Source organism: Synechocystis sp. PCC 7509, from assembly GCF_000332075.2.
Classification (GTDB): Bacteria; Cyanobacteriota; Cyanobacteriia; order Cyanobacteriales; family Chroococcidiopsidaceae; genus Aliterella.
Genome location: NZ_ALVU02000001.1, coordinates 2,857,616 through 2,878,858 on the forward strand (window position 1 = coordinate 2,857,616; position 21,243 = coordinate 2,878,858).

16 protein-coding genes are annotated in these 21,243 nt (G+C 42.8%); 3 read left to right on the forward strand and 13 right to left on the reverse strand.

Going from position 1 to position 21,243, the window contains the following annotated elements; genetic code table 11:
• Positions 1-4: 4 nt before the first annotated feature.
• From SYN7509_RS0214250 to scyA, 9 genes are all read right to left on the reverse strand, one after another.
• Complete coding sequence (locus SYN7509_RS0214250; protein WP_009631713.1) at positions 5-703, reverse strand: EboA family metabolite traffic protein; 699 nt, start codon at positions 701-703, stop codon at positions 5-7.
• Positions 704-809: 106 nt separating this feature from the next.
• Positions 810-1,850, reverse strand: coding sequence for a PEP-CTERM sorting domain-containing protein (locus tag SYN7509_RS25970; RefSeq protein ID WP_009631714.1), 1,041 nt, complete (start codon positions 1,848-1,850; stop codon positions 810-812).
• 115 nt (positions 1,851-1,965) lie between these two features.
• Positions 1,966-2,541, reverse strand: a complete 576-nt coding sequence (locus SYN7509_RS0214260; RefSeq protein ID WP_009631715.1) for a PEP-CTERM sorting domain-containing protein — start codon at positions 2,539-2,541, stop codon at positions 1,966-1,968.
• 245 nt (positions 2,542-2,786) lie between these two features.
• Positions 2,787-3,950 carry a scytonemin biosynthesis PEP-CTERM protein ScyF gene (gene scyF / locus SYN7509_RS0214265; RefSeq protein WP_009631716.1) on the reverse strand — a complete coding sequence of 388 codons (1,164 nt, stop codon included), beginning with the start codon at positions 3,948-3,950 and terminating at the stop codon, positions 2,787-2,789.
• 89 nt (positions 3,951-4,039) lie between these two features.
• On the reverse strand, positions 4,040-5,419 hold the full coding sequence (locus SYN7509_RS0214270; RefSeq protein WP_009631717.1) for a ScyD/ScyE family protein: 1,380 nt from the start codon (positions 5,417-5,419) through the stop codon (positions 4,040-4,042).
• Positions 5,420-5,481: 62 nt separating this feature from the next.
• A complete protein-coding gene (locus SYN7509_RS0214275; RefSeq protein ID WP_148297991.1) occupies positions 5,482-6,738 on the reverse strand; it encodes a ScyD/ScyE family protein in 1,257 nt (418 codons plus the stop codon).
• A 1-nt stretch (position 6,739) separates the two neighbouring features.
• A complete protein-coding gene (scyC, locus tag SYN7509_RS0214280) occupies positions 6,740-7,702 on the reverse strand; it encodes a scytonemin biosynthesis cyclase/decarboxylase ScyC (protein ID WP_009631719.1) in 963 nt (320 codons plus the stop codon).
• Between the two features lie 3 nt (positions 7,703-7,705).
• Entirely contained in the window at positions 7,706-8,758 is a 1,053-nt protein-coding gene (gene scyB, locus SYN7509_RS0214285) for a tryptophan dehydrogenase ScyB (RefSeq protein WP_009631720.1), read from the reverse strand.
• 32 nt (positions 8,759-8,790) lie between these two features.
• Positions 8,791-10,641, reverse strand: a complete 1,851-nt coding sequence (gene scyA / locus SYN7509_RS0214290; protein ID WP_009631721.1) for a scytonemin biosynthesis protein ScyA — start codon at positions 10,639-10,641, stop codon at positions 8,791-8,793.
• Between the two features lie 988 nt (positions 10,642-11,629).
• Here scyA and SYN7509_RS28565 point away from each other — a divergent pair.
• The 3 genes from SYN7509_RS28565 (at position 11,630) to SYN7509_RS0214305 (ending at position 15,056) form a co-directional block, all read left to right on the forward strand.
• Positions 11,630-13,549: a PAS domain-containing sensor histidine kinase gene (locus SYN7509_RS28565; RefSeq protein WP_009631722.1), complete on the forward strand. Its 1,920-nt coding sequence runs from the start codon at positions 11,630-11,632 to the stop codon at positions 13,547-13,549.
• Between the two features lie 31 nt (positions 13,550-13,580).
• Positions 13,581-14,390 carry a response regulator transcription factor gene (locus SYN7509_RS0214300; protein WP_009631723.1) on the forward strand — a complete coding sequence of 270 codons (810 nt, stop codon included), beginning with the start codon at positions 13,581-13,583 and terminating at the stop codon, positions 14,388-14,390.
• A 357-nt stretch (positions 14,391-14,747) separates the two neighbouring features.
• Positions 14,748-15,056: an RNA recognition motif domain-containing protein gene (locus tag SYN7509_RS0214305; RefSeq protein WP_009631724.1), complete on the forward strand. Its 309-nt coding sequence runs from the start codon at positions 14,748-14,750 to the stop codon at positions 15,054-15,056.
• Between the two features lie 164 nt (positions 15,057-15,220).
• Here SYN7509_RS0214305 and SYN7509_RS0214310 read toward each other — a convergent pair whose 3' ends face one another.
• From SYN7509_RS0214310 to SYN7509_RS25985, 4 genes are all read right to left on the reverse strand, one after another.
• Positions 15,221-16,195, reverse strand: coding sequence for a protochlorophyllide reductase (locus tag SYN7509_RS0214310; protein ID WP_009631725.1), 975 nt, complete (start codon positions 16,193-16,195; stop codon positions 15,221-15,223).
• A gap of 213 nt (positions 16,196-16,408) precedes the next feature.
• The gene (locus tag SYN7509_RS25980) at positions 16,409-16,996 is read right to left on the reverse strand and encodes a hypothetical protein (RefSeq protein WP_009631726.1); all 588 of its coding nucleotides are present in this window, start codon (positions 16,994-16,996) and stop codon (positions 16,409-16,411) included.
• A 206-nt stretch (positions 16,997-17,202) separates the two neighbouring features.
• The gene (locus SYN7509_RS0214320; RefSeq protein ID WP_009631727.1) at positions 17,203-18,816 is read right to left on the reverse strand and encodes a CHAT domain-containing protein; all 1,614 of its coding nucleotides are present in this window, start codon (positions 18,814-18,816) and stop codon (positions 17,203-17,205) included.
• 153 nt (positions 18,817-18,969) lie between these two features.
• Positions 18,970-21,219: a protein phosphatase 2C domain-containing protein gene (locus SYN7509_RS25985; protein ID WP_009631728.1), complete on the reverse strand. Its 2,250-nt coding sequence runs from the start codon at positions 21,217-21,219 to the stop codon at positions 18,970-18,972.
• Between the last annotated feature and the right edge of the window lie 24 nt (positions 21,220-21,243).

The following is a 21,243-nucleotide window of genomic DNA, read 5'->3' on the forward strand; positions in this document are numbered from 1 at the left end:
GTTGTTATGGTTTTGATTTTATAAGTTCTACTAATTGCCAAAGTTCCGGCGATACCGTGCGATTAGCTGCCAATCGTTCGTTGGCGTAGTCGGTTAACATTTGACCAAGGGTTGGATTAGCGCGAAGTTCTAAGCCTTGAATATCTCGCAAAGGACTACCTACAAACAGCGCTTTGAGTACCATTTGATTCCACGCCAATTCGTCAAAATAATCTTGCGGGTAAGGATTGTATAATGCGATCGCATTAAATACGGGAATCATATTACTACGCACCCCTTCAGTTGCCCGAAATCGGTACTGTTCGGGGTATGGTAAAAGCGGCAAAGCTTGATAAAGGGCGACCAATTCCCCCATATCTGCGGTGGTAAAAAGCTGCTCCAAAACTTTTAAATATTCTGCCGCGTCATTGTGAGGTAGCGCTAATAATAGTAAAATTCGCGCCGCTCCGTCGCTAGTCCAAAATTGCGGATGCCAATGCGATCGCACTTTTTGGGCTGATTGTAATTGCTCCATTGTTAGCGATAACTTTTCTTTGCCTACATAGCGAGGTACAGCGCTAAAAGCTGTGAAAAATACCCGCAATGCTGCACCATCAACAATTGGTTGGCATTTACTATCTAGCCAAGCCAAACCTTGAGTAGTGGTATGCTGGGCAACCCAGTCACGAAGTAAATTGCTAGTGGTAGCGATCGCAGTTTTCATTAAAGTACCTCGAACTACTAAAATAGTTACTGTTTGGGCGCGTTTAAGTTAAAACACTAATTTTTATCAGTAAAAATTAGTGTTTACTCAACAAAATTCCTAACTCTTAGTTATTCAACTTAAGCTTTTCTTTTGCCTTAAACTTCTTCGCCCATAGAAAATAAACTAATCCCAACCCAAGAAGCGATAGCGCCGAAGATGGTTCGGGAACGGGTTTTGTCGGTACAGAACCACCGCTATCAGGACAGGCTATAAAGCACCTAGGATCGCCCTTGGGAAAGTCACCAGAAATCCCATTTAAGGAAGCAAAAAATTGTGACAAATCGCTTTCAGAAAAAGATTCTAGCGTCGAGCCATTACCTTGAGAAAGGATAAGTTGCTCCAAAGTTTTGCTTTGGGCGGCATCAAAATCAGTAGTAAAGCCAGTGAATTCTTTGCCAAATTCGCCCATTATCGAACCAACTAGACTATCAACATCTGACTTCAACTCTGGAAACAGTGTTTTTAAGGTGTCAATATTTTGACTTGCGGTAGATTTACCATCTAAAAACCAGTTGCCATTACCAATAATTACGTTGTTATCAGTAAATAACCAATTGCCATTACCAATAATTACGTTATTTTTACCAAAATTCCAATTACCATTGCCAATGGTTGAATTATCTTTGCCAAAACTCCAATTACCATTACCAAGAGTGGAATTTTTGCTACTAGAGTTCCAATACCAGTTGCCATTACCAATAGTTGAATTATAGCTTGCCTCATCTCGAAGCCAATTCCCATTACCAATAGTACCGTTGTAACTTGCTGAATCTATATTCCAATTACCATTACCAATAACGGCATTGTTACTACTCAAGTTCCAATTTCCATTACCAATAGTGGCATTGTTGCTGCCCAAGTCTTGGTTTGCCCCAAAAGGATTTTCACCATTAGTAAAGGGGTTTTCACCATTAGCAAAAAGGTTATAAATATCGCCGTTAGCAAAAGGATTTTCACCATCAGCAAAAAACTTAGAAATATCACCATCAGTCAAAGGACTGCCACCACCAGCAAAGGGATTACTACTACCCCCACCATTGCTGTAAGGATTGTTATTACCATTGCCAACAAAAAAGTTACTAATGCTAGATTCATTAGTTGCCATAAGTAAGAGTCCTCCTATTTGCCAATTATGTTATCGAACAAATCAAGATTAAAAAGACAAATTATTTATGTCTTTGGATACATTTATTATTTGTCTTTTAATCTTTTAGTTGCGTTTATTTATTAAAGACTCTTGCCGTCCGTCGTTGATGTTGCTTGAATTTAGTTGCAGCAATTCCTAAACCAATTACTGCTAAACCTAGTACAGAAGAAGGTTCGGGAACTGGGGTACTTGAGCCATTAGTAGGAAATCCTTGGGGGCTGTTACCACCAGCAAAAATAGGTATGTTATTGCTAGAAAATTCTGCTGGATTTACGCCGCCACCAAAAATCTCCCAAAAGCTGTCATCATTAGCAAAAGGATTGACTGGAGTACCATTACTACCACTAGGAATTCCACCGCCAGCAGGAGCGTTACCTGTAGTGTTAGAAGGGTTAACACCGCCAGCAAACAAGTTCCAGAAATTGTCACCCGCAAAAGGATTACCACCGTAGGGCGAATTTCCACCAAAACCAGCGCCACCAGCAAAAGGATTACTACCACCGGGCGCACCAAGATTACCAAAAATATCCCCTACTGTAACCTTACTACCATCAGCTTTTTCGATATCTAACAATGGGCCAAAGGGTGATTGCCGTAGGAGTTCATTTAAGTCTTGAGTATTGCTACCTGTAGTCGTGTTATCAGCCATTTGTCTTACTCCTATTGGGTTGGATTCAAAAAATTGTGCAGACAGTTAATTTGAGCGCAATAGACTTCTTGTATAAATCCAATATCGCCCCCCTAAATCCGGGACTTCCGATCCGATTCTCCCCAGAATTGGGGGGCTAGGGGGGCAAAAGATCGTTTACGCAAGAGGTCTAATAGCATCTGCTCTTTTTTGTCGGAGCAAAGGAATTCAAGTTATCTTAGGATGCTCCTCTTTTTGGATGGCGCTTAAGCTTTTACTGCTTTTTGCTTTTGACGTTGCTTTAATTTGCCCATTAATGCACCACCACCTAAAACAGCTAAACCTAACATCGAAGTAGGTTCAGGTACGGGTTCAGTTCTATTGACGTTTAATACTTGAACGCGACCTTGGAAGAAATCGCCTACATAAAGCTTGTCATCTACTAGGTCTGAACCTGCCGTCCAATTAAACTTCCCTGGTTCGAGGTCTAGGGGATCGCCATAGGGAGAGGGTGCGCCCAACGCTAAAGGTGGTACGACATTTCCTTCTGCATCACGGGCAGGTTCGCCAAAGGCACTCAGAAAGTTACCACTTTTATCGAATATTTGGACGCGGCTATTGATAGAATCCGTCACGTAGATGTTGCCTTCCTCGTCTACTTCAGCATCAATCGGCTGATTGAACTCTCCGTCTCCAGTGCCTTGTTTGCCAAAAGTTAGCAGCGCCTTGCCTTCTTGATCGATCACTTGAATGCGGTTGTTGAACTGGTCAGTTACGACTAAATTTCCATCAGGCGTGATTCCTACGCCTGATGGTCCTTGAAATTGTCCTGGCGCAGTGCCGTTGCTACCAATAGAACCAGTTACTTCGCCACTTGATGAATTAAATTTCAAGATGCGATCGCTACTATAATCACCCACGAATCCATTGCCGTTATTATCAAATACAATCCCCGATGGGCCGTAGAAAGGTCTGCCTTCAACTAATCCGCTAAATTGACCTTGAGCAATGGATTTGAGATAGTTACCTTGGGGATCGAATATATTAATGCGGTTGTTGACAACATCACCCGCATAGAAATTTCCAGTATTCGGTTCAAAGGCGATCGCTGATTGCCCGTCAAATTGCCCAGGCCCGCTACCCTTACCGCCAAAGGCTTGAAGAAAATTACCCTCAGAATTGAACACCTGGATTTGATCGGTTACGTCATTAGCCACGAAGACGTTTCCTGTTCCTTCCTGTACCGCAATGCCTTGGGGGATGGCAATCGTACCTGGAGTAAACGGATTTTCTCCGGCGGCGAAGTTAGCTGGTCTACCGATGGAACTATCGTAAGATAAACTTATTGATGCTGCTTGAGCTTGGGTTGTAACTAAAAACATTAGTCCCGAACTTACGATCGCAAATGAGAGATTTTTTACTAATTCCATGATTTTCAACTCCTATTTGTGTATGGTTTATGCGGACTAAGCCTAGTGCGATCGCCCAAAATTTATTAAGGGCGATCGCCAGTTATTGACTAGGCTTTGAATTTTTGCATTTGCATTTTCAACTTGCTCTTGAACTTAGAGCCAAGTCCCGCCGCACTCAAAGCTAATATTCCCAACACAGAAGTAGGTTCGGGTACGGGTTCTGCGCCTCTATTTACCCGCACGACGCTGCCGTTACTGGGTCCAACGCCACGAGTTGTAACGTAAATCTGGTTATCGGGCCCAATCGCCAAACCATCCGCCGATTCTAGTCCTTCTCCCGCCGATACTAAAGTTGTGCGCGTTCCATCGGGAGCTAGTTGGATCAAAGAACCTGGTAAGTTGGTGATATCTGGACTGCCAATTTGGGAAACGTCGCTAAATTGGAGAACTAGCAAGTTGCCATCCTTGTCAAAAGTTAGTTCCGTAATCGCGTTAAACCCTTCAGCAAAAACTTCGGGTACACCGTCTTCATCAATGCGGAAGATCCGCGCCTGGTCTTGGGGATAAGGAAAGCCTGAATATTCACCAACATACAATGCTCCATCCGGTCCAATCGTGCCACCAGTGGGTACAGATTGAATGGTGATCCGAGGATTACCGTTTTCATCAGGAGGCAAGAAGTTGATTAGTCCTGGTGGCAATTCTGCTCCTGGGGGAAGTTCTGGAAGTTGCGGGTTGGTAATAACGTTTAATGGTAGTGGGGTTGCTTTCACTTCACTGCTATCGAGCTTAATGTTGTAAGCCACGTTGCCGCCGCCATCAATCACGTAAGCTGTATCACCACTAATAGTTAGATCGTAAGGATTAGTAACTATATCCCCACCATCAGGATTATTAGCAATTTCGTATTTGGCAAAGTCAAATATTTCTGTCAGCGCTCCAGTTTCTAAGTCAGCCTTAAATAGTTTTGCTAAGTTTGGGGTGTTTAAAACACTGTCCGGTGTTGATGGAGGAAAAGTAACAAGTTGTGTTTCTGGGATGGGATATTTTGAACCTAAAGCTAAAGTTTCGGTGTCACGGTTTCCTGGATAGCCAGCAAATCCACTAAGTAAGTAAGCATTACCAAAAGAATCAAATTGTAGGTCTTGTGGCCCTGCTCCCTGGTTGCCCGAAGGTTGTTCGGCTAAAGACTGAAAACCATTAAATATGCGATCGGTTTGACCGTCAGTTTTAACTCTGACAACCGAACCAGAATTGCCCGCACAAATTGGCTGAAACAGCGTACTAGGAGAAGGTTGGCAATTTCCACTACCGCCAATACCTGGTTCTGCGACGTAGAGCGTACCATCAGGCCCAAAGCTTACACCCCGCGCGTTACTAACTCCAGAAACAATGGTAGTTAGAGAAACCGCTTGAGCTGTGGGTCCACTAACAACCGTAGCAAAACAGAAAGACAAAAAGGTAAAAGCAGATAACTTGAAGTTCATATTTTCAACTTTGATGTACTGATAGGTTGAGAAATTTGGTTAATGAGAAAACTTCTACAAAGCTATATTCGCCAGTGGCGATTAAAAAGTCGCTTTTTGTGCCACTGTTTAAGTCCCAAAGCGCTAAAAGCTAGTACGCCGAGAACGGACGTAGGTTCGGGAACTGGCTTCGGGTTGTCAAGTTTGAGAATTTGGCTTAAGCCTGGGCGATCGCTTTGATTGGTGATATAAACTTCACCATCGGGGCTAACCGCCAAACTAGAAGGCGACACTAGCCCTTCTCCACTCAGGAGCGTTGTCTGTGTCCCATCGGGGGATATTTGAATGACTGAGCCATCAAAATTCCCCTTCCAGGCTGACTCGTTGGCGTACTGCAAGGCATACAAGTTGCCTTCAGCATCAAATTCCAAGTCAGTCAGTTGAGTAAATCCGTCAGCATAGATGCTGGTTTCCCCCTCCGCATCGATGCGATAGATCCTCGCTCCACCTTCAGGAAAAGGAAAGCCAGTAAACTGACTGACATAGTAAGCACCGTCGGGGCCTTTGGCTACGCCAGTGGGTGTAGCTTGAATGGCAAATTCTGCGGCGGGTGGCGCTGCTTCCGGTGGTGGAACTTGAGTAGGATCAAACGGGACAGAATCCGTTGGGGGAAAGAGGGGATTAGTTAAGACTTCTTGAGCAAAAGTAGCAATTGGTTGTAAGTTGCTACCATTGATTCCGACGCTGAGTAGAGCGTTTGCTCCCGCATCAACGGCGATCGCACGGTTTCCATCAAGAACAAAAGCTGTAGGATTGCTGCCAACATCTGCGTTATCGGGATTATTAGCTAATTCGTAGTTAGAGAAATCGGCAACAACTTCCCACGAATTAGTAGTAAAGTCTGCTGCAACTAGCTTGCCCAAGTCAGGACTATTTAAAGCTGTGTCTCTCAAAGCTGGATCGGCGGCGTAGCCAATCAGCACATAAGGATTGCCCGTCAGAGAATCGAACTTAATGTCTTGAGCGCCAAAGGAGCTAGTACCATCAGCTAAAGCTATAGAAGGTAGATTTGTCAAAACGCGATCGCTTTTACCATTAGCAATTTTGGTAACGGCACCGCTAGTTCCGTAGCACAAATTGCCACCAGTGGGCGAGGGAACGCAAGCCCCCGTACCACCCGATCCGGCTTCAGTAACGTAGAGAGCGCCATCGGGAGCAAAACTCAAACCTCTAGCATTATCTAACCCCTCTACAACTACCGAGAAGGTTGCAGCTAAGGCATTTTGCGGAAACAAAGCCGCAAAGATAGCTAGAATGAGTAACTTCTTTCTGCTCATCATCCTACTTTGCACCTACTAAGGAGCGAGGAATATAGCTCATCCCACGCGCAAAAGTTTCGGTATTACCTGCTTTTGCTTCGAGAGTGCGCTTGATATTCATGCTTTCCGCGCCATAGTCTTCAATTTGAAGCTTGCCATGAGGCAGAGTTTCGCCTACTTTCCAAAAACTAATCCGATGCTGAATAAATCCCGATGCGGAAGGATCGTTAAAAGCATAAGCACAAGGAATCAAAATCGCTGGCGACTTCTGGTAATAGTTGTAGTCAGGATAAAAATATTCCTGTTCGAGTAGGTAGTATTTACTCAAATTATTTATACGGAATTTAACTTGGACTTTTTGCCCGTATTCATCGACAAATTCTCCTGATTCGGGCATAATTTCGCCCCTAGGATGCAATAAGTGCGCCCACTCGTCTAGATTGCGGACATCTTTTAAATATTCAGCTCCCATTTCTACGGGTGCATCAATATACATAGTGTCTACATCAATGTAGTAGCGCCCCTTGGCTGCTTGAGTAAGTCCAGCTTTGCGCTCTAAGTTGCCCTTCAAAGAACGACACTCGGAACTATGCACCGTATGAATCCCTTCCATAATCATCTGTGGGCGACGAATCGGATCGACAAAGCTCAACCAGTGAAAGTAAACTCCTTGCTCGTCAGTTCCCGGTTCTATATATTCGGGAGGAAAAAGCAACACGGGGTAAACTTGAAAGTATTGGTTGTACTCAACGCCACAGTGCCACTCAATGCCGTAAAAAAGCGGGTGCTGTAACTTTTTGATGTGATAATACAAATTGTTTTGATAGCCAGAAGCTGTACCCAGCCAGGTATCTGCGTCAATTTGTTCGATCATGCGGCTAAATAATGTCCACTCGTCTAGGTTCTCCAACTTAGACAGGTAGTCAAAAGCCGTTTCTGGGGTTGTGGCGATAAAAGCAGAGGTAGCAAATGTATTTTTTTCCACCGATCACTCCTGTGTTTTTAGACTTTTAGCTTTAGCAATCCGCTCCTGGGCTAAACGCCGAGAAGCTTCATAGGTAGTAATTTCTGCATGATGGGCGATCGCAAAAATCTCTGACAAGGTGTCGTAAATGTTGTTTAGTTGTTGAAAAGCTTTGGTTTCGTCATAACCAATCATTTCGTTGTAAACATTAATCAGTCCGCCGCCATTGATCACGTAATCTGGGCAATATAAAATGCCCATTAATCTCAATGCTTGGCTGTGCTGTTGCTCGTTTTCTAGCTGATTATTTGCCGCTCCAGCAACAATGGGCGCTTTGATTTGCCCGATAGTCTCGCTATTTAAAATCCCTCCCAAAGCACAAGGGGCAAAAACATCAACGTCTAAGCCATAAATTTCGTCAGGGTCAACAACTTTAGCTGCGTACAATGAAGCTGCTTGTTCTGCTTTTTCCCGGTTGACATCAGTAACGTATAGCTCCACCCCATGCTCGTGTAGGTACGCACACAGATTTCCTCCCACATTCCCCAAGCCTTGGACGGCAACTTTTAGCCCTTCTAGACTTCGGTTTTGCAAGCGAAAATTGACGGCGGCTTTGATGCCTAAAAGCACTCCTCTAGCGGTAATTGGCGCTGGGCCTCCAGATTTTTCGGAAGTCCCCACTACATAGCTAGTTTGGCGGCGGATTGTGCAAACATCTTGAGGGGTAATATTGACATCTTGTCCGGTGATAAAACGCCCGTTCAGATTCTCAATAAATCGCCCGTAAGCCTCAAATAACTCATCGGATTTTTCGGCGGGATTGGCAATAATTACCGCTTTACCGCCGCCGACAGGAATGTTGGCGCAAGCAGCTTTGTAGGTCATACCGCGACTTAGACGCAAAACGTCTTTTAAAGCGGCAGATTCATCAACATAAGGCAGCATCCGGGTTGCTCCCATCGCTGGCCCTAAGCTCGTATCGTGGATAGCAATAATTGCTTTGATGTTTGGGTTTTGTCCGTGGCAAAAAAGAACTTGCTCGTGACCCATTTCTTCAACAGTTTCAAAAAGCTTCACGATAGCTCTCCAATTAAAAGCAAAACGAATGATTAAACCAAGGGAAAGGAAACTTGTTTAGCAGTATTAGTTGCTTTAACGCCTTGCGCTGCTAATCCTTGATTGCGCCCTTTAGAGGGTGCGGGACGGCTCGGATCGATAAGGACATCAATTACAAATGGGCCATTGCCAGCGATCGCTTTTTCCAACGCCGCCGTCAAATCTGCTTCCCTGGTAACGCGCACGCCATCCGCACCCATTCCCCGCGCTATAGTTACAAAATCTGTTTCGGGAATTAAAGCATCCGCTCCTGTTAATCCCAAAAGCTTCATGCCTTGGAAGCACATATTGTAGCGAGCGTCGTTGAGGACAATCCAAATTGCCGGAACTTGGTATTTTACGGCGGTACTAATTTCGTTGTTCATTAGCATTGCCCCATCGCCAACAATGGCGACAGCAAGACCCTGACGCGCGATCGCTGCCCCCACTACTCCCGTTACCGCATGACCCATTGCTCCTACTCCCGTACTTACCCGGTAGCGCCCTGTTTGATCAAATCGCAACAAGTTAGTTGACCAAGTAAAGGAGTTGCCCGACTCTGCCATAACTACCGCATCTGTGCCTTCAACTAGGATTTTTTGAATCTCTGACATCAGCACTTCTGGACGCACTAAGTTATCTGTACCCGGTGCTATAGTTTCAATTTCGGGGTTTGGGAAACAGCTATCAGTTGTCTCTATTGCTGGCATTTGCGCTAGTAACTCTTGCACAAAAACCTCTATATCTGCCTGGATGGGCAAGGTTTCAACGTGAGGATAAGCTACTCCCGGAACTTGGGAATCGATATCTACATGGATAAATCCACTTCTAGGAATCATTGCTTGACTCCAAAATGAAGTTGGTTCTCCTAAACGAGTTCCCAGTACCAATACGTATAAAGGTTTATGCTCCTGCATATAGGTCATTACTGACGAATGACCGCCTAAGCCTGTGACTCCAATAAATTGCGGATGATTTTCTGGAAAAATACCTTTGGCGCGGGGCGAACACATTACCGCCGCTCCCGTTTTTTCGGCAAGGGCGAGAATTTCCTTGGCGGCATTTCTTGCCCCAAAACCTACCCAAATCGCAAATTTTCCCTCCGTTAATTTGCTGACGCACTTAGAAATTGTGTTAAGGCTGGGAATCGAGCGATCGCATTGCAAGTCTAATCTCGGCAACTCCTGCTCCACCAAGCTTGTTTGTACGGCGGTAGGAATGCTCAAATGCGCTACAAATCCCCCTGGTTGCGATAACCCTAAAGCAAGCCTACGGAAAATTTGCGGTAATTGTGCCGCGCATTCTACAGTCGTTGCATAGTTAAATAATGCTCCAGATGTAAAGATACCTTCACTAGGCAGGGTGTAAGCTGTTGTCTCTTGAATTGCCCATTTACCGCGTTGTGGCGCAGAGGTGCAAGCCGACAAAAAAATTACCTTCGCTCCTTCTCCACGAGCCGCAAATAGCCCCGTCAAAGCGTTAGTAATTCCTGGCCCAGCAGTTGTAAACACTACCGTTGGGCGATTGGTTGCAAAGTGAGCTTCAACGGCGGCAAAGGCTGCACCTCCTTCATGGCGAAAGTTCAATACTTGCATGAGGCTGTTTGACAAAGAACCCCAAAGAGTCGCCATTGCTCCCCCAGCAACTCCAAAGGCACAGCCTACCCCTAGTTCTTCTAACATTGCCACTACTGCCGCCGCTACAGTAAGCGATGCGTCAGATTGAGCTACATCATTGCTTACTTCTTCCGGTTGAATGTAATCATAAGTAGAATCGATTTGCGGGGATATTTCAAAGTTATTTGATTCAAATTCTTTGTAAGTTATATTGTCAAGTGGAGTTGCGTGAGTATAGTTTTCAGTCATTGCTTTTAATTACTCATAAAATTTGTAGCCGAACTTAGGACAGGGGCTAGTAGCACTTGCTAACATCGAAAATAAGTAATATCAAAAACTCAGTTTGAGGTTGAGTTACTGAGTAGTTTTGCTAATGCAAAATAGTTAACAGATGTCAACGGGTGTGACCAATGATTTTTACGGTAGAGGCAAATCTAACGCAGTGCTTCCGGTAACAAATTTACGGTATCTGCCTTAGTCGCGGCAATGAATATTTTATCGATCGCTATAGCAATTCTTTTGATCCTCTTGAGGCTGAAAACCTTGTCTATGCTTAAGTTTATGATTTATTCCTTTTGATAGATACTTAACAGAAACCATCGATTTTACGGTGTAATTAATTTGTATTTTTTACTACATAGAATCGCTACCAAGCTCAAATGTTAAGCTTTATAAGGCAATCTGCATAACATTTTTAGCGGTATTTGCAGATCCTCAACTAATTAATACTGTTTGCATCTTTAGAGAGACGATAGTTCTACTTTTAGTAGGATAAGTTGGTGAAAAAATTATGATTGTAAGTTTAAGTCTGTTAGGAGAATAAATTTAATCTTAATCGAAGCAAAAAGGGCAAATATCAATTTGGACAAAAGTCTTGGATACAAAGGGATTATTTAGTAACACAGAGTATTTATGACAGAAAACTTAATCCTTTGATCGAGCGAAACAAAGTAGGGGTAAAGCTTTCAATAAATATTGTCCTACGGATTTGCTAAAACTTATACTCATAGAACATTGACAAACCAACGCTTTATTGATAGGGTCAAAACTTTTAACAGAAGCGAATTTCTAAGTTACACACATATTAGACACAAGTTTTACTAAGAGAAAATAATTATATGTAAAGATTTATGAAATCGTAATAGGATAAAGGAAACAAATCAATTGGAGTTCATTGAGAGATAAATTAAAAACGCATTATTGCCCATTGAAATAATCCACAGGAGTGAATAGAACTGTGAACAGTAATTATATTTCAGTTCGATCCAACTCAAAAGAATTAAACCAACTGCAACTTATAAAAGCGTTGATAGAGCGATCGCCAAACGCCACTTTTTGTGTAGGAATAGAAGGACAATTGCTTTACGTCAATGAGGCAATGTGTAAGTTGACACAATACTCGCGCCAAGAGTTGCTATCAAAGACATTGGCAGATATAGAACCAAGTTTTGAACTCGCTCAATGGTCAAAATGCTGGCAATCTTTACAGCAAAAAGAGCGCCTAAATTTAACTTCTCGCTACAAAGCAAGAAGTGGGAAAATAATTCCGGTAGAACTTATCATCAACTCCGCTCAAGAAGATGGAGATTTTTGTTGCATCTTTGCTAAACAAACTATCGATGATAACTTAGCGCCGAAAGTACAAGAATGCACCACAAAATTACTGGAAACAAACCAATATCTGCGTCAGGAAGTTTCGCAACTAAAACAAAGCCAAAACCAATTAGCTAATTCTGTTTCCTTGCTGCAATCTACTTTAGAATCAACAGCAAATGGCATTGTCGCTCTCAGTTTTACAGGCGAAATTCTTAGCTACAACCAGAAATTTATAGATATGTGGCAAGTTCCCCAAGGAGTAATACTTTCAAAAAAATGCCCCCACAGTCTAAAGTTTTTTGAAAACAAAGTAAAAGATCCGGAAACCTTCCGTAAAGCCGTATGGGAAGCACCAATTCAAGACGATAGTGAGCGCTATGACATTTTAGAACTACTTGATGGTAGAACTTTTGCTCACCACTCAAAGCCGCAATTATTAGAAGGAGAAATTATCGGTAGAGTGTGGAGTATATGGGATATTAGCGAATTTAGCTTGACAATAGAGGCGTTAAAACAAAATGAAAATGGTTTTGCCACCTTAGCAGAAAAAACTGAGGCAATTATTTTTATAATCAGAAACTCACGCCTGTGTTATGTCAATTCGGCAACAGAAGCGATCGCTGGATATACAAAACAAGAGCTATTAACCGAGAAATTTAACTTATCACAGCTAATAGTTCGACTTACGCCTACACAGCAAAATGGTTATCCACAGTATCAAGAAATGAAGCTTGTAACCAAAAATGGTGACACGCGTTGGCTAGCTTGTTCTGTAGGATTACTGGAGTTTGAGGGCAAACCAGCCGAACTTGTAACCGCCATTGATATTACTAATTGCAAAAATGCCGAAGCAGAAGTTAAGCAAGCTTTAGAGCAAGCAAAACAAGTTAGCGAACTAAAAGAGCGTTTTGTTTCCATGTTGTGCCATCAGTTTCGCACACCATTAAACATTGTTTCTTTCTCCGCCGACTTACTAAAACGCCATATTTCCCAATGGAGTGAAGACAAAAAGCTCCCGTATTTGGCGCATATTCAAGTAGCCGTAGAACAACTAGATCGGTTGCTAGAAGAAATCATGACTTTTAGCAAGCTAGAAGTAGCAAAATTAAGTTTTGAGCCTACGGAGATAGATTTAGACCAATTTTGCCGCGATCTGGTGTTGCAGGCTCAATTAGCTAGTAACGATCGCCCGCAGATTGTCTTAATTAATAATTGCGATCGCCAAGTTTACTTAGACAAAAAATTGTTAGAGCCAATTATCACTAATTTGCTCTCGAACGCAACCAAATATTCACCAGCCAATAGCATCGTCAAATTAGAGGTGACGCAAATAGACGCAGAGATCGCTTTTCAAGTTACAGATTGCGGTATCGGCATACCAGAAGGCGACTTCACCCAACTATTCGAGCCATTTTATCGCTGTAGCAATGTTGGCAAATTGCCAGGTACAGGACTTGGATTATCAATGGTGAAAATGCTTGTCGAAGTGCATGGCGGGAATATCTCTGTAGTTAGCCAAATAGGTAAAGGAAGTACATTTACCGTTGTTCTCCCCACATAAAAAATACACACTAAATAACTTAAGTAATTTTATGAGTCAACAATCGTCAGCAAAAATATTAGTAATTGAAGATGATGCAAGTACCCGCAACATCTTTATGGACTGCTTAAACTGCGAAGGTTACTATACCATGGGTGCAGAAGATGGCTTAGAAGGAATTACCCAAGCTCAAAAGCACTTACCTGACTTAGTAATTTGCGATGTTGCCATGCCCAAACTTGACGGTTATGGAGTGCTGACAACCTTACGTCAAAATCCACTTACAGCAATTACTTCGTTTATTTTCTTGACAGCAAGTGTAAGCAAAGCTGAATTGCGTAAAGGCATGGAATTGGGCGCAGATGATTATTTGACAAAGCCAACCACTATAGGAGAATTGTTAAAAGCGATCGCGACTCGATTGGAAAAGCGGGCTTGTTTGCGATCGTGGTACGCCAATACTTCGGCTCAAAAGCCAGTAACAGAAAAGGTAAACCCGTCAATTTTTCCCTCAGCGCCCGAACTACAGGAAGTGTTTAAATTTATTGAAGCAAACTACCATCAGCCGATTACTTTATGCGATGTTGCTCAAGCTGTTGGTTATTCCCCAGCATACTTAACTAACCGAGTAGGGAGCCAAACAGGACAGACAGTAAATCGGTGGATTGTCGAGCGCCGCATGGTAGCAGCGCGTTCTTTACTCCAAAATACCGACCAATCAGTAGAACAAGTTGCTAACGCTTTGGGTTATCAAAACACTTGTCATTTTTCTCGCCAGTTTCGTCAGCATCACGGCGCACCACCCCAAGCTTGGCGCAAAGTCCAGCAAAAGCCTTCTGTACCAGTGTTGAGCATGGTTTAAGTAGTTATGGTCGCAATTATCCAACTGCTAGGGCTGTAGTCTGTCTGTATTGACTTTTTCCGGCACTATCCAAGTCTATTAGGCATTTTCCCTAAACCTCGTCTCCAAAGGTACACATTCTTTGGTACGACAGCGTTTGGGGAAATAGTTATTGCTACTACTATTCTTAATTAACTTAGTGTTGAAGTCCTCAATTTAACTTTTTTAACGTTTTTCACTAACTTAGCAACATAAGTTCAATATATGTGTTAGCTTCTTATAGAAGATTACATTCGGTTGTGCAGTTTATTTTTATCTATAATGATAAGTCTCTCTCCGAATCTAACTCTCATCAACCTATGATTCTAGAGACCTCTTATGTCAATTTACGTCGGTAATCTATCCTATGAAGTAGGACAAGATGACCTCAAACAAGTTTTCGCTGAATACGGAACTGTCAATCGCGTTCAAGTTCCCACAGATCGGGAAACTGGTAGAGCGCGAGGCTTCGCTTTTGTAGAGATGGGTACAGAAGCAGAAGAAACAGCAGCAATCGAAGCTCTAGACGGCGCTGAATGGATGGGTCGGGCATTAAAAGTCAATAAAGCCAAACCCAAAGAAGATAGAGGCGGTTCGTCTGGTGGTAGACAAGGTAACAATAGCGGTGGATACTCTCGCCGCTACTAAAAATTGCTTGAGTTAAATTAATGTACTTCGATTCCGACAGGAACTAGGACATTAATTTAACCCCATCACAGCTACAAATAATATCTGTGATGGGTTATATCTCACTCAAACAATTATTTTTAAAGAGCAGACTCCTAGTCTGCTCTTTGCGTTTGTACCCTTGCTTAAGCAAGTGCTACCAGCTTTGCACTTAGCTCCCACAAACGCTTAGATTTGAGATCGTCGCTAGCTTCGTTAGAGACTTCTTGCACAAACGATTGGCGATCCTTTTGCTGGCGATTCCCCCAACTCCAATAGACACCCGATTGATTGTATTGAGGTTGTGCCACGACGGCGGCTACTCTTTCCCCAGCTAGTTCCTCCGACACAAATCCACCAGTAATATTTTTTTGAAAAAGTGGGAAAAGTTTTTGAAATAAAGGATAGTGGTGGCGGAAAAGTCCTGTAGTTGCAACACAACCAGGATAAACACAACTAAAAATAATACCTGTAGATTCGTGATAGCGCCGATGCAATTCACGCATAGTCAAAACATTACAGAGTTTGCTATCTTTGTAAGCTTTACCCGGTTTGAACTTTTTGCCGTCAATCATCGCAATGGGATCTGTAAATCCTGCCTCAAAACCTTGAAGCGCTCCTAAGTCGGGAGGTGCAGGGATGGGTATTTTGCCACCTAATTCTTTGGGGTTAGCCGTGACTGTGCCTAAAATGATTAGTCTTGGTGCGAAAGAATCTGAAGAATTTTTGAGATCCTCAAGCAGAAGGTTACATAACAAAAAGTGTCCTAGGTGGTTAGTAGCAACACTCAATTCGTAGCCGTCAACGCTCCGCAAGGGTTCTTTTAGTAAAGGTAGGTAAACCGCAGCATTGCACACCAAAGCGTCTATGGCTTTACCGCTTTCTCTTAGGTTTTGGACAAACTGACGCACGCTTTCTAAATTAGCCAAGTCAAGTAGCATCACCGTGTAATTGTCTTGGGGCATTCCTAATGCTTGGGCGGCATCTTGGGCTTTGGTTAAGTCTCTACAAGCCATCACTACATCCCATGTTCCCATTTGAGCAAGAGCTTTGGCTGCTTGCAAGCCAACACCTGAAGACGCACCAGTAATAACAACTGTTGACTTTCGATCTTGTTCCATTGTGTTTAAAGTTTATTGACTGCCGTTGATTGTCTAATGGACGCTCGAAAAACGCACAGTCTCTATATTACCTACAATTAGCTAGTCTCCCCAGTAAATATATTTATTTTTACGCTCGAAAAGTAGGGGCAACGTAAATAAACACGAAGTAGATATTTTTAAGCTAATAAGTATTTCGGCAAGCAAATTATAATAAATACATCGATCGCCAGATTAAGGATTTTCTTGGGCTTGGAGTTGTTCTAAAGCGTAACGCGCGATCGCCAAACTAAACTTTGCTTGCTGAATTTCTGATAAATTTGCCCATTGTTCGGGTGTAATCTCTAGCGGCATAGTTCCATTGCTGGGATTGCTACGCATAGCATAAGCATAGGGACGAGCAAGGACTAGCAAATCTTCCTCTAAACAATTGGGTACTAACTCTTTTACACACTGTACCAGTTGTGCGCCTAGGGATTTTTGGTTGTTAATTACTTGACTTGCTTGCCGAGAGATTGCTTCTAACCACTTTTGCGGCACGTGGGCGGCAAATTGTGCAGATAACTTAGTTTGCAAATCTTGTTTTGGTGTATTTGCCAGCCAAAGCCCGTCTAGTTGACTTAAAAAGTTAGGTGCTTTGGCGATTAACTCTTGTTCTAGTTCATTGCTTATTGCTAATTGTTGTTCGGCTTCACTAAAATAAGCTTCGGCAGCCAATGTTGTTGTATCCCAAGGATAAATCTCATCTCCTGATTCTATTAATAGCGATAATATTTCTAGTTCTGCAATGGACATTGGGGGGTTTGTTGGTTCGTGCATCATGTGTTGTAACTCCTAATACATTCTTACTCTAAAAACATCCTAAGAATAGATACAGCGATGGTACGGCTATTTCCGTAACAGAAATGAAATCTTTAGGCAGATATTTAAGAAATTCTTTAATTATCCACTACCTCGCTATAAGTAGATGTATGTTATGGCTCAATTTTCTAGCGGTAATATGACTGACAATCAAGGATTTAGCTGGTTCACGTTTCGACTATAAATTCAAACGTCTCGCCTTGAGAGCAACCAAACTTTATTTGCATTCCCGATCGCAAAGGAACTTCTTGCCGATGAATGTTTTGCCAACCATCGCGATCAAAGATCAGTGTGCCGAAACGAGAATTATCGCTAATAAAGAAAGTTGGTACAGTTTTGCCATCTTTCTTTTCATTGCGGCAAAAAATTTTGGCGTGTTGTTTGCTAATCCAAGGTTCTTCAATCGCAATATCGTTGTTTTCATTAATTCGACCTAAAAGCGCAAACCCAGCTTGCAAAGACCAGGTTTTTTTGGGGACACTAAGCGATCGCAAAGAAGCTTTGAGGGGTCTTGTTCTAATTCCTGAAAGGGAATTTTCTGGGAGTTGAGTGATTTCCTCTTGTGCTGGGCGGACAAGTTCGCCGTCAAATTCTGGATGTAAGTACAGAATCGGCAACGTCCAAGCAGGGAAGTTAAATTTATAGATAGTTAATAGTTGCTGTCTGGCGATCGCTACGGCTCTATCAATGGAATGTCTAGCTGCTAAAGCTTGAGCAAAAGTTTGAATAAAAGTTAGCGCTTCTTCATCGGTAATTTGGTCGCGCATTCCCAAAACTGCGGGTACGCCATGATGAATTAATACTTCAGCTAGGGAACTATTTTGTAAGGCTTGGCGATTGCTAATTGCTGGTTGAGCTAACCAACAGGCATTAAATACACACAGTTTTACTTGGCAACGAGTTAATACTTGCCCTAGTTCTGTACCATTAATTGTTCGCTCTGGCTGTAAATATATGATGCCGCCATCGGGCCCACTAAGTCCATGACCTGCATAAAAGAAAATATTATAATTTTTAGTTTCTAACTGGGTTATTAGTTGTTCTGGGGTGGGTTGGATTAAGGTATCAACCTCGCACTTGACTCCTGCACCCCTACTATTCTCGTAGCCATAACCCGTAAGCGCTTTAATTAGAATATCGGCTTCTTTTTCTAAATGCAAGTACTGATTAGAGGCGTTTAGTTTGGTTGGGGCGGAAGTATTTGCGCCGATCGCCAGTAAAACATTTAAACTTTGACTAACAGGTAAAGTCGGTAGCGATTCAACATTATTGGTGGTGCGGCTAAATAATAAGTGCGGCGATAGTGATATTGATGGTTTACCAGGAAAAGATTGCATAATTTCCCAAGGTAAAGCAATCAAATCGGGATCGCGAATATCTAGACGCAACCTTAAAGGTTTATTTTTGCCGTTAGCTATGCCAATGCTGTGTTCTAAAGTATTTAAAATTGAGCCTTGAAATAGCCAATTCGATAGATTAATGCCCAAGTCTTGCATTAATCGACTGCTGTAATTATTACTTTGACCGTTTTTTGAGGCAACAGGACTAAGGGATGGTAGCATTTCGATTAAGGGATTAAAGGTATGATCAATTAATCGATCGAGAGCGAACATTTCTTGCCATGCTTGCCAGGACTGCGTTAGTTCTGGCGACCAAAAGCAGTCGTTTAAAATCGAGCCTGCCACGTAGGGAGCATTGACTACCCAAATAGCAAAGCTTTGATTGCCAATAGTAGAAAGACGGGCGATCGCCAAATTTAGGCATGGATCAGACACAGCCATTAGCACCCATTAAATTTATACTGGCATTTATAAACATTTTTTCTTAGTTTAACGAGTTTTTACTTAATTTTCCGAGAAACTTTTTGTTTATTTTGCAGGCAATTTAAGTTAACGGCGGTCAACCCAGGTTAAGCATAAAATTAAAATTTTTAGTTAATTTGGCAATTCTACGCTGGAATTATTAGCGGGGGATTGCTGGGTATTTGAGGAGACAAAACAGGTATTTGCGGGAGCTTTTTCAATAACGGCGACAAGCTCAGTTTCTGGAATCCAACCGCTCAAATCGTCTACTTGGGTAGTGCTGGCGCAGACTTTGAGCAACAGCCATTTTTGCCGATCTAAGGTGATTTTGCGATCGGCAACTTGGACGATATTACCAGGAGAAATCGCCCCTACTAAGGCGTTACTTGCAGTTGTTTCCGGTTCTTGGCGCAGTGGTAAGTTATTTACTTGGTCAACGGTTACTGCTGTTGATGTTTTAATTTGAAATACCGATTTTAAGTCTATTTCCAGCGCAGTCTCGGTAGGTGAAATCTTGTCCGTCTTCGTAGTTAGGGGATTAGAGCGAACTTCGGGTTTAAATAAGTTATACACTGGCTTCATAAATAAATAAGCTAATCCACCCAAGCCCAATAATAACGTTAGCCCCAAAATAATTTTTGTAGACGCGGATTTTTTGGGTGCGATCGCTAATATCTCTGTAGGAATGGTAGCAGGCTCGACAATTGGTTCGGGAGTTTCGGGAGTTTCCTCTGTAATAGCTTCTTCCTGCACCGGATTTGAGTCTACAAGCGCCAAAGAGGGGCTAAGGTGATCAGAGGGTTCTACAAAGTTGCTTTGGTAATGAATAATGCCTACGGTTACATTGTCGTGACCGTTGCGAGTATTAGCAATTTCAATTAGTCGGGCAGTGACGTTTGTAACTTGAAATTTGCCTTCAAGAATGGGGAGAATTTCTGTGTCCCAATATTGTTCGACGCGATCGTAATCGCTCAAACCATCCGAACACAGCAAAAATACGCAATCTTCGTCTAGGATAAATCGATTTACTGTCGGGTGCAGGGCTAAATTCATGCCGAGAGCTTGAATTAACGAGCCAGAGGAAGGCGCAAGCACAGCAGTGCTGTAAAGGGAATAGCCAAGACGCACTTCTCGCGCGGCTACATCGTCATCTAGAGTTACTTGATGGCAACCAGTACGAGTAATCAAGTAAGCGCGGCTATCACCTACATGAGTGATATACATTTGTTGCTGGTACGCTACAGCCATCACTAAAGTTGTTCCCATGCGTTGACGACCAGTGCGATATTCGCTATCGTTGCGATCGCTAATCCGGTCATTGGCGACGTGGGTTGCCTGTTCTAGAGCGCCAATTAGGGGGTGATCATCGCTTGTTGGGGCTAAACTTAGTTGCTCTGCTTGCTGGACAATAGTTTCAATAGCTAAGTTTGAGGCAACATTTCCACCTTCGTGTCCGCCGATGCCATCGCAGACAATTGTTAAAGTTGAGACAATTGGTGCGGCTTTTTCGTTAGTTTTTGTAGTCCCGCTCGCTGGAAAGCAAGCATCTTCATTGCGTTGACGGCTGGGACCTTGGTCGGTTAGGGTGCTATTAGTTATTTTGTAAGAGAGTGACCTTCCGCACTCAGCAATCGCTTTTTCTAAGCTAGTAATTAAATCGTCTGGGTGGCTGATTTCTCCCGTTATTAGCCCATAACAAACTCGTTCTAAATACTCGCTAATTGCTGGCTTGGCTTCGGGTATCAGTTGATGCCATAATTCGCCTAATTGAGATAGGGTTGGCGACTTTGTTTCCCCATCAACAAGTTGCAATTGCAAGAGGTGGACAATGGATTGTTCTACTCTGATTAGTTGAGAGTTAAGTAAGCTAGAAGCTACCCCTTCAGAGCTTAGAGGTTGCCATAGACCCGCAATTTGCCACAGCCAATGCAATTGGCGCAAAGAAGTAGCATCTTGCCATACTGCGCTTAATTGTGGCATTAGCTGCCCTGCCCTTTCGGCATCGCTATAAATAGCCGCGTTTTCTAGCAGCAATATTTTGGTTTTTTCTGGCTCTTGTGGTAGTAGCCAAGCGTAGACTTGAGGTATTTGTAGGCGATAGGAAACCAGTCTTAAGTAAGGTTTAATATCGTGAGAAATGTCTGTAGAGCGAGAGTCTGGGGGGTTACTGGGCAATGTATCCAAAAAAATGCGATCGCCTAGCAGCAAATAGCGTGATTGAGCCATGTCGCCAACTTTGTAGTCTGATCCTGCGCCTACAGCCCACAAGTAACGTTTGTTTATAGGCGTACCGCATTGCTGACAATATTTATCCGTGTCATTATTAGTTGCTTTGCAGGCTTCATTGGAACATTGAATTGTTATCGCTACATCATTTTGCATAGGTTTCGCATCGATCGGGAAAAA